The 10038-nt window shown below is 73.8% G+C and carries 7 protein-coding genes; 5 read left to right on the plus strand and 2 right to left on the minus strand.

Features of this window, described 5'->3' with window-relative positions:
• Positions 1–749: 749 nt before the first annotated feature.
• Positions 750–3356 (plus strand): Rne/Rng family ribonuclease, encoded by a 2607-nt coding sequence (locus AC5LSR_RS06665; RefSeq protein WP_493464485.1) that lies wholly within the window; start codon positions 750–752, stop codon positions 3354–3356.
• 112 nt (positions 3357–3468) lie between these two features.
• Here the strand turns inward: AC5LSR_RS06665 and AC5LSR_RS06670 are convergent, their stop codons facing one another.
• The gene (locus tag AC5LSR_RS06670; protein ID WP_493468255.1) at positions 3469–4104 is read right to left on the minus strand and encodes an MFS transporter; all 636 of its coding nucleotides are present in this window, start codon (positions 4102–4104) and stop codon (positions 3469–3471) included.
• Between the two features lie 509 nt (positions 4105–4613).
• On the opposite strand from AC5LSR_RS06670, the gene rplU reads away from it, so the two are divergent.
• From rplU to proB, 4 genes are read left to right on the plus strand one after another with little or no spacing between them, the layout of a single operon-like run.
• Positions 4614–4931 carry a 50S ribosomal protein L21 gene (gene rplU / locus AC5LSR_RS06675; protein WP_131766001.1) on the plus strand — a complete coding sequence of 106 codons (318 nt, stop codon included), beginning with the start codon at positions 4614–4616 and terminating at the stop codon, positions 4929–4931.
• A gap of 6 nt (positions 4932–4937) precedes the next feature.
• On the plus strand, positions 4938–5207 hold the full coding sequence (gene rpmA / locus AC5LSR_RS06680; RefSeq protein WP_047222877.1) for a 50S ribosomal protein L27: 270 nt from the start codon (positions 4938–4940) through the stop codon (positions 5205–5207).
• 49 nt (positions 5208–5256) lie between these two features.
• Positions 5257–6873, plus strand: coding sequence for a GTPase ObgE (gene obgE / locus AC5LSR_RS06685; RefSeq protein WP_250285402.1), 1617 nt, complete (start codon positions 5257–5259; stop codon positions 6871–6873).
• Complete coding sequence (gene proB, locus AC5LSR_RS06690; RefSeq protein WP_250285403.1) at positions 6870–7988, plus strand: glutamate 5-kinase; 1119 nt, start codon at positions 6870–6872, stop codon at positions 7986–7988. Before obgE ends, proB begins: the two co-directional genes overlap by 4 nt.
• 111 nt (positions 7989–8099) lie before the next feature.
• On the opposite strand, the gene AC5LSR_RS06695 is transcribed toward proB, so the two are convergent.
• A complete protein-coding gene (locus tag AC5LSR_RS06695) occupies positions 8100–9875 on the minus strand; it encodes an SbcC/MukB-like Walker B domain-containing protein (RefSeq protein ID WP_493468256.1) in 1776 nt (591 codons plus the stop codon).
• Positions 9876–10038: the final 163 nt, after the last annotated feature.

Genomic DNA, 10038 nt, shown 5'->3' on the forward strand with positions numbered 1-10038 from the left:
CGGATCCGCTCATGCCGGACCGCGACGACGCGGGACGACTGGTCGGCCGAATCGATGCGTGATGCAGGGTGTCGCAGGATTCGCCGGTGGTACGCCGCCGGACCGAGACAGTGGTTCCTGAGCGGTCGCGACTGTGACAGCAGCGCGCCCGGGGACCCCGAGAGGCTTCATAACCCGTGCCCGAAGACATTTTGACAGGCTCCGATGAGACACTCATCACTCGTCCAGCGCCGAGACGGCGGCGCGCCGCCGGACGATCAGCCGGACCTCCGCCCGAGCTCCTGACCGGGAACGGGGCCGCAACCGCCGCTGACATCAGCGCGCAGGCCCCGGCCGGGTCACCCGAGCCACCCGGTACGCCGTTGCCACCGGACGAACCGGTAGCCGTCGGCGACGTGACCAGCGAGGACGTGACCAGCGAGGACGTGACCAGCGAGCCGGCCGCCGCGACGAACAATCCGCCAGAACCGGCAGCCGCGCTGTCGACGGCAGCGCCGTCGGCACCGGCTCGGCCGGCTCGGTCGGCTGAGCCGCCGGTAACAGAGCCGTCGGTAACGGCGGCGCAGCCGACGGCCGTCCAACCCACCGGTTCCGAGCGGTCGTTGCCGGCCGCGTCCGAGCCTGATCCGTCCCTTTCTGATCTTAGTGGTTCCGCGGCCACGCGGGCCGGCGGACCGCGGACGTCGGCGACCGGCGACGCCGCCCCGGCCGCGAAGCCACGGCTGCGCCGTGGCCGGGCGGTCACGGCGGTGACCTTCCAGGCGCCCGAACCCGCCGCGATCGAGCTGGTGCAGCGCCGCCGCCGTGAGTCCTCGCCACCTGCCAGCGACACCTTCTCGTTCGGTGCCGACAGGGTGAACGGGGACGCCGTGAACGGCTCCGGCGAAGTGGCCACCGCCGCGGCCGGCCCGTCTGCCGATACCGGTGGGGACCGGCGGTACGCGCGGTCCGGGCCGGGGCCGGCCGTTGGCGCCGGCCCGCGCGTCGACGAAGATCCCGAGCCCGAGCCGGAGCTCGCCGGATACACCGATGTCGACGCGCCGACGGCGGCCGATCTGGCGGCCGACGACGGCGACGGCGACGGCGACGGCGACGGCGGTTCGACGCGCCGGCGCCGCCGTGGCCGGCGGGGACGCGGCCGGGCTCGCGCCGACGAGGAGACCGACAACATCGACGAGCTGGACAGCGCCGCCTTCGACGGGGCGCCCGGCCGTCCCGACGAGGACGGCCTGGACAGCACACCCGGTTCCGGTCGCACCGGGGCCGACGACCCACGGCCGGCGGCGGACCGGGAGCCGGCGGACCCCGATGAGCCCGCGCGGCCCCGGGCCGGGCAGGCCGGCCCGGCCGGCGGGGCCCTTGAGGAGGACGAGGCGCTGTCGGGCACCTCGCGCCGCCGTCGCCGGCGCCGGCGACGCGACGGCTCCGGGTTCGTCGACGACGCCGCTCCCGACGACCCGCCGGTGACGGTCGTGCACGTGCGCGAGAGCCGGGCCCGCGACGACGAGGCCCGTCGGGCGAACGAGGTCCGCGGGGTCAGCGGCTCGACCCGGCTGGAGGCCAAGCGGCAGCGCCGGCGGGAGGGCCGGGACAGCGGCCGGCGCCGTCCGCCGATCGTCACCGAGGCCGAGTTCCTCGCCCGCCGGGAAGCAGTCGAACGGCGCATGATCGTCCGCAACGCCGGTGACCGCACCCAGATCGCGGTACTTGAGGACGGGGTGCTCGTCGAGCACTTCGTCACCCGGGCCAGTTCCTGGTCGTACGCGGGCAACGTCTACCTCGGCCGGGTCCAGAACGTGCTCGCGAGCATGGAGGCGGCGTTCGTCGACATCGGCAAGGGACGCAACGCCGTCCTGTACGCCGGTGAGGTCAACTACGACGCCAGCGGGCTCGACGGACGGCCCCGCAAGATCGAGCAGGTGCTGAAGTCCGGCCAGCCGATCGTCGTCCAGGTCAGCAAGGACCCGATCGGTCACAAGGGGGCGCGGCTGACCAGCCAGGTCAGCCTCCCCGGCCGCTACCTGGTCTACGTGCCGGACGGGCAGAACGCCGGGATCAGCCGTAAGCTTCCGGACACTGAGCGTGCCCGCCTGAAGGCGATCCTGAAGAAGATCACGCCGGAGGACGGGGGAGTGATCGTCCGGACCGCCGCCGAGGGCGCCAGCGAGCAGGAGCTCGCCCGGGACGTCGCCCGCCTGTCGGCCCAGTGGGAGGACATCTGCCGCAAGGCGGCGAAGGCCAGCGCACCGGCGCTGCTCTACGGTGAGCCCGACCTCGTGATCAGGGTGATCCGGGACATCTTCAACGAGGACTTCGCCGAGCTGGTCGTGCAGGGAGCGGGAGAGGCCACGATGATCGAGGACTACGTCGACATGGTGGCGCCGGACCTGCGTGACCGGGTCCGCCGGCATGCCGGCCGGGTCGACGTCTTCGACGAGTACCGGGTCGACGAACAGCTCGCCAAGGCCCTGGAGCGCAAGGTCTGGCTGCCCTCGGGTGGCTCCCTGGTGATCGACCGCACCGAGGCCATGACGGTCATCGACGTCAACACCGGCAAGTTCACCGGCAAGGGCGGCAACCTCGAGGAGACGGTCACCAAGAACAACCTCGAGGCCGCCGAGGAGATCGTCCGCCAGCTCCGGCTGCGGGACATCGGCGGGATCATCGTCATCGACTTTATCGACATGGTGCTGGAGAGCAACCGCGAGCTCGTCCTGCGGCGCCTGACGGAGTGCCTCGGCCGGGACCGCACCCGCCACCAGGTCGCGGAGGTGACCAGCCTCGGGCTGGTGCAGATGACCCGCAAACGGGTCGGCCAGGGACTGCTGGAGGCGTACAGCGAGCCGTGCGCGCACTGCGGCGGCCGTGGGGTGATCCTGCACCTGGACGGCGCGTCCGCGCCCGCGCGGGGCGGCGCGCCAGCCGACCCGCCGGTGCCACCGTCGTCGGCAGGCAGCGCGCCGTCGGGCGCGGTGGCAACGGCTGGCGCGGCATCGGGCGCCATCGCCCCGGATGCCCAGCCGCCCGGGGCGGCCTCGGCCGCTGCCGTGCCCCCAGCACCCGGCACCGAGCCCGCTGACAGCACAGCTCCCGGTACGGAGACCGTTCATGACGCGGCCGTTCATGACGCGGCCGTTCATGACGCGGCCGGCCACGACACGGCCGGCCACGACACGGCCGGCCACGACACGGCCGGCCACGACGGCCCGGCCAACGGCCCGGGGCCGTCGTCGAACGGATCCCGGTCATCGGGAGCGCGTGCCGGACGTCGGCGTGCCTCGCGGGCGGTCGCGCCGCCCCAGGAGAGCGCGCCGGGCGACCTGGAGACGGTCGGAGGCGCGGCCCGCGAGAGCTGACCGGTCGCGCACCGCGGGATCCTGGCCCGTGACCGGGATCCCCGGCCTGCCGTCGGCAGGGATTCTTCCGCCGGCGGCTTCCGGCTGCCGGTGTGGCTGCCCGGCCGTGGTTTCAGTGCCGGCCGGCGGACGCGTCCGCCACCGTCCGGTACGACCGCACCGGCTCCCGGCGGACGAAGTCACCCCGCTGGCGTTCGCGCAGCAGCGCGTCCAGGACGGCCCGGGACCGCTGGAGCGCGCCGTCGACGGCGTCGCTGGCGCGGTGGCTGTCCCCCATCTGCAGGGCGTAGGAGGCGACCACCAGCGCCTGGACGACGTCGTCCTGGGCGCAGAGGGTGTCGCCGTCTGAGTCGCCGTCGGGGTCGGGGCCGGGGCCACCGTCGCTCTTCTCGGCCTTCCCGCTCCTTGCGGCCCAGGTCCTCGCGGTTCCGCTCCTCGTGGCGCCGGTCCTCGTGGCGAAGCCGCCGGCCGTGGTCAGGCCGCGGGCCTGCACCGCGAGCCAGCACGCGGCGCCCGCCGTGCCCAGCGCCCACAGGGCGCGCAACGCGGTGGGAAGGCCGATCAGATCGTTGACGGCCACCCCGGTCACGGTCGTGATGACGACAGCGGACGCCGCGATCGTCGCCGACCGGCGCGGCGGGTCCGTGGCGTGGGCCGCGGCCACCAGCGGCCACCCGGCGGTCAGGACGGCGGCGACCGTCACAGCACCAGCGCTCCAGATCACGACCTGCCACCCCACCCACCCCACCGTGCACCCCCGTCTGGCTGGCGTTGCCGCGACGGCTGCCGGTCCGGGCAGCCACCCCCAGAGTGGATGGTTGCGTGCCCGTGAGCGGACCGCCATGGTTCATCCGTGCCATGGCGGGATGCGTCTGGTGGGTGGGTGTGGGCGCGTCCGCCGCGGGCCTGTCGCGCGGGCCGGCGCCGGGCCGGTACATGCCGTTCCGAGGCTTGCCGGCATTCCGGGGGCTTGCCGGTGTTCGAGGGGCTCGCCGGCATGGTGGTAATGTCGTGGCGGTCCGCGTCGGTGTCGGTGCGGCCGGCCAGCGGCCGGTTGAACGGCTGACCAGCGGCCGGTCCCGGCTGGCCAGCGGCGTTGTGGTTGGCCGACGGTGTTAAGGTAGTGCAATCAGGGCCGGGTGCGGGGTGTTTTCGCCGCGCCAGTCAGAGCCCCTGAGGGTGGCGGTGTCCGTCAGCGGTCGCGCCGTCTTGTCCTCGGGTGCTCCAACGCCCGTCCGACTTCAGCAAGGAGAACCGGTGTACGCGGTCGTGGCCAGCGGCGGCAAGCAGCACAAGGTCGCCGTCGGCGATGTCGTCGACGTCGAGCTCGTTCCGGGCGAGCCGGGTGCGGCCGTCAATCTGCCCGCTCTTCTGCTTGTCGACGGCGACGTGGTGACCCACGACAGGGACGCGCTCGCGTCCGTCGAGGTGACCGCCGAGGTCGTCGAGATCGTCAAGGGTCCCAAGATCAGGATCCACAAGTTCAAGAACAAGACCGGCTACCACAAGCGGCAGGGTCACCGCCAGAAGCTGACCCGCCTGCGGGTGACCGGTATCGAGACCGGGAAGGCCTGAAGCGACATGGCGCACAAGAAAGGCGCGAGCTCGTCGCGCAACGGCCGCGACTCGAACGCCCAGCGTCTCGGTGTGAAGCGTTTCGGCGGCCAGTATGTCAACGCCGGCGAGATCATCGTCCGGCAGCGTGGCACACACTTCCACCCTGGTGGGCAGGTCGGCCGCGGTGGCGACGACACGCTGTTCGCGCTGGCCGCCGGGCATGTCCAGTTCGGTACCCGGCGGGGCCGTCGGGTCGTCAACGTCATACCCGCCGAGGAGCTTCTGTCCGCCTGATCCAGGCGGGTGTTGCCGGTCGGCCGCGGTTGAGGAAAGCAGCGGTGCGGTGCCCACCTTCGTTGACCGCGTCGTCCTCCACGTCACCGCGGGTGATGGTGGGCATGGCTGCGCGTCGGTCCACCGGGAGAAGTTCAAGCCGCTCGGTGGGCCGGACGGCGGCAACGGCGGCCGGGGCGGTGATGTCATCGTCCGGGTCGACCCGGACGTGACCACCCTGCTGGACTTCCACTTCCACCCGCACCAGCGGGCATCTGGTGGGCGGCCCGGCCAGGGCTCCAACCGGCACGGCGCCGACGGCACCGACCTCGTCCTGCCCGTGCCGGACGGCACCGTCGTCCTGCGGCCGGACGGCGAGCAGATCGCCGACCTTGTCGGTGCTGGCAGCTCCGTGGTCCTCGCCCGTGGCGGGCGCGGCGGGCGGGGCAACGCCGCGCTTGCCTCCAGCCGGCGCAAAGCCCCCGGGTTCGCGGAGCTCGGCGAGCCGGGGGAGCAGCTCGACGCCGTCCTCGAGCTCAAGACCGTTGCCGACGTGGCGCTGGTCGGTTTCCCCAGCGCGGGCAAGTCCTCGCTGGTGTCGGTACTCAGCGCCGCCAGGCCGAAGATTGCTGACTACCCGTTCACGACGTTGGTGCCCAACCTCGGCGTGGTACAGGCCGGCGACAACGCGCCGTACACGGTGGCCGACGTCCCCGGCCTCATACCCGGCGCGAGCACCGGGCGCGGCCTCGGCCTGGAGTTCCTGCGCCATGTCGAACGCTGCTCGCTCATCGTCCACGTGCTCGACTGCGCCACCCTCGAACCCGGTCGCGACCCCCTGACCGACCTGGACGTGATCGAGTCCGAGCTCGCGGCCTACTCGACGGACCTGTCCGACCGGCCGCGCGCCGTCGTCCTCAACAAGATCGATGTTCCGGACGCCCGCGAGCTGGCGGAGCTGGTCACCCCCGAGCTCACCGCCCGTGGGCTGGACGTCCTCGCGGTGAGCAGCGCGACCCGCGAAGGCGTGCGGGCGCTCTCGCTCGCCCTGGCCGAACGGGTCGCCGAACATCGTGCCGCGCGGCCGCCGCAGGCGTTCCAGCGGGTCGTCATCCGGCCCCGCGCGGTTGACGAACCCGACTTCACCGTGCGTGCGCATGACGACGGGTTCGTCGTGGCCGGTGCCAAGCCGCTGCGCTGGGTCCGGCAGACCGACTTCAGCAACGACGAGGCGATCGGCTTCCTCGCCGACCGCCTCGCCCGGCTGGGGGTGGAGGCCGAACTCGCCCGGCTCGGCGCGGAATCCGGCGTGGCGGTCACCATCGGTGACGTCACCTTCGACTGGGAGCCGCAGCTGAGCCGCCGTGGCGGCCGGATCATCGATGATCATGAAGATGGGGCGGCCGGGCCGGAGTCGACCCTCGGCCCGCGGGGCAGCGACGACCGGCTGGTCACCTCCACCCGGCTGACCCGTGCGCAGCGGCTCGCCAGCCGGGCCCGCGGCCGCGAAGTTCTCACCGACCAGAACGCCGGCCCGTACGGCCCGGACATCACCGACGACCTTGAGGCCCCCGACCTTGAGGCTCCCGACATTCTCGACCTGGACAATCCAGGCGGCCTCGACCGTTCGGGCGGCCCTGACCGTTCCGGCAGCTCCGATGGCCGGGAGGACGAGCTCGAAGCGTGACAGACCGTGATTTCGTGCTGCGGGCCGACCGGGTCGTGGTGAAGGTCGGCTCGTCGTCACTGACCACCGCGGCCGGCGGTATCGACGGCGACCGCGTCGACGTCCTGGTCCGGGCGCTCCTGCCGCGGGCCGGCCGGCTGGTACTGGTCTCCTCGGGAGCCATCGCCGCCGGGCTCGCGCCACTGGGCCTGACCCGCCGCCCCCGGGACCTGGCGACCCTGCAGGCCGCGGCCAGCGTCGGGCAGAGCATGCTGGTGCACCGGTACGCGACCGCGTTCGGACGCGCCGGCCACCAGGTCGGCCAGGTGCTGCTCACCGCCACCGACGTGGTGCGCCGCACCCACTACCGCAACGCCCGGACCACCCTCGACCGGCTGCTGGAACTCGGCGTGGTCCCCGTCGTCAACGAGAACGACGCGGTGGCCACCCAGGAGATCCGGGTCGGTGACAACGACCGCCTCGCCGCGATCGTCGCGCATCTGGTCTCCGCGGACCTGCTGGTCCTGCTCTCGGACGTGGACGGCGTCTACGACGCCAACCCTCGGCGCGGCCCGGCCACCATGATCCGCGAGGTCCGGACGGACGCCGACCTCGACGGGGTCGGCACCCGGGGCACCGGCAGCGCCGGCGTGGGCGTCGGCGGCATGGCAACCAAGATCGACGCTGCCCGGATGGCGGCCTCGGGCGGGGTCACGACACTGATCACCTCGGCGGCGAACGCCGCCACCGCGCTAGCCGGCGCCGAGGTGGGGACGGTGTTCCACCCCAGCGGCCCGCGCCGCGCGTCCCGGCTGCTGTGGCTGGAGCACGCGACCACCCCGCAGGGCCGGCTGTTCCTCGACGACGGGGCGGTGAACGCGATCGTGAACCGGCGGGTGTCGCTGCTGCCTGCCGGGGTCACCAGGGTCGACGGCGACTTCGTCGCGGGCGACCCGGTGGACCTGGTCGACCCGTCCGAGCGGCCGGTCGCCCGCGGCCTGGTCGCCTACGACGCCACGGAGCTGCCCGGGATGCTGGGCCGCTCGACGTTCGACCTGGCCGCGGAACTCGGCTCCTCCTACGAACGAGAGATCGTCCACCGCGACGACATCGTGCTCCTCCAGCGGAGACCGTAGGCAGAAACCGTCGTCACCACGACGTTTTCCACCTACGGCTGCCGCCACCGTAGGTGGAAAACGTCACGGCGGCACCGGTTTCCACCTACGGCTTGCGCGTTGAGGGCCAGCTCAGATGGTGGTGCGTACGTGGCTGCCGTGGGGCTGTTTGATGACGGTGATCTGGGTGGGGATGCGCTGGCGCAGGTCCGCGACATGGCTGACGATGCCGACCAGGCGGCCGCCGGAGCGCAGGCTGTCCAGGACGTTCATGACCTCCTCCAGGCTGTCCGGGTCGAGGCTGCCGAAGCCCTCGTCGATGAACAGCGCGTCCATGGCCTGGCCGCCGGACTCGGCGGTGACCACGTCGGCGAGGCCCAGCGCCAGGGACAGGGCGGCCTGGAAGGTCTCCCCGCCGGAGAGGGTGGCGGTGTCGCGCCGCCGGCCCGTCCAGGCGTCCTCGACCAGCAGGCCGAGGCCGGCCCGCCGGCGCCGGTCCCGCCGCTCACCGCTGTCGTGGACGAGGGTGAACCGGCCGCCGCTCATCGCCGCCAGGCGTCCGCTCGCCGCCGCCGCGACCTCCTCGAGACGGGCGGCGAGGACGAAGCTCGACAGCGGCATGCCGTGACGGTTGCCACCACGGCCCGTGGCCAGCTCGGCGAGGCCGCGCAGTTCCGCCGCGGCCTCGCGCAGCGGTGGTACCGCGGCGAACGCGGCGGCGAACGCGGGCACCAGGTCGGACAGCCGCCGGGCCCGGTCGCCGGCGCGCGCCGCCTCGGTGAGCGCCGCTTCGTGCCGCTGCCGGGCCGCGAGCGCCTCCGCCTCCCGTTCGGCCACCGGTGCCGGTGTGTCCGGATCAACGGCCAGCTGGGGGCTGGCCAGCTGCGAGCGCACCGTGACAAGATCGTCGCGATAGGCCGTCAGACGTGCCTCGGTGCCGAGGATCCAGCCTTCCTCCCGGCAGGCGGCCTGGGCCGCGGCCACGTCCGGGAAGCCGGCGTCGTGGGCGTCGTGGCCGGCGCCGGTCGCGGCGCGGCGGTACTCCTCCTCGGCCAGGGCCGTGGCCGAAGCGGCCGCGTGGCAGTCGGAGTAGGCGTCGGCGAACTGGGCGACCTCGCGTTGGCGGGCGGCCAGCCGCCCGACGTCCCGCAGCTCCGGCGGCAGGCTGGCCCGCTGCCGTTCGGCCCGGGCCCGGCACTCCTGCGCTCGGGTGCGGGCGAGCTGCTCACCGGCGGTGTGGCCGGCCAGGTCGGCCGTGGCCCGGGTCTCCTCCTGACGGGCCCGCTCAAGCGCCCGTTCGGCGGCCGGGAGGTCGTCGGCCTGCGCGGCGAGCGCCTCGGCCCGGTCCGCCAGGCCGGCCGCGGCCTGCTCGAACACGTCGACGGGGAGCACAGCGGGCAGGTCGGGGCCCGCGGGCAGCTCTCCCAGCCGCGCGACGCCGACCACGGCGTCGTGGTCCACGGGCCTGTGATCGACGGTCCTGTGATCGGCCTGGCCGGCGGAGCCGTAGGTGGCTCCGTGGCCGGCGCTCCCGTGGCCGGTGGCTCCGTAGGCGGCACCGTGGCCGGTGGCTCCGTGGCCGGCGGAACCGTGGCCGGCGGAACCGTGGTCGGTGGCCCTGGGGTCGTGGTGCCCGGGGGGTGTGCGGTCGGTGCTCCCACGGTCGCTGGTGTCGTGACCGGCGATGTTGCCGCGCGCATCCTCGCGGTCGTTTTTCTCGTCGTTCCCGCCGGGGACGGGGTCGGCCGCGCCCAGTATGGTCACCGTCGCGAACGCCCTGACGGGGCGGGGCGGCCCGCTGGCGACGTCCTCGGCGGGCAACGGGCCGCGCGGCGTGACGGACTCGGCGCGCGCACCGCCGGCCGGACCCACCGCGGTGACGTCCACCACCGACGTGACATCCACCACCGGCGTGTCCGCCGTCCCGGCGTTCGGCGTCGCGGAGTTCGGCACGCCGCCCGCCGGCACGGCACCCGCCGTCGTCGCACCCGCCACCGTCGCACCCGCCACCGTCGCACCCGCCACCGTCGCACCCGCCGTTGTCGTCTCCGCGGGCACCGTGTTCGTGAGT

Source organism: Protofrankia sp. CiP1_Cm_nod4 (genome assembly GCF_982290645.1).

Excerpts from the sequence above, each read along its gene's own strand:
- rpmA (WP_047222877.1), top strand. The coding sequence starts at position 4,938 with ATGGCGCACAAGAAAGGCGCGAGCTCGTCGCGCAACGGCCGCGACTCG.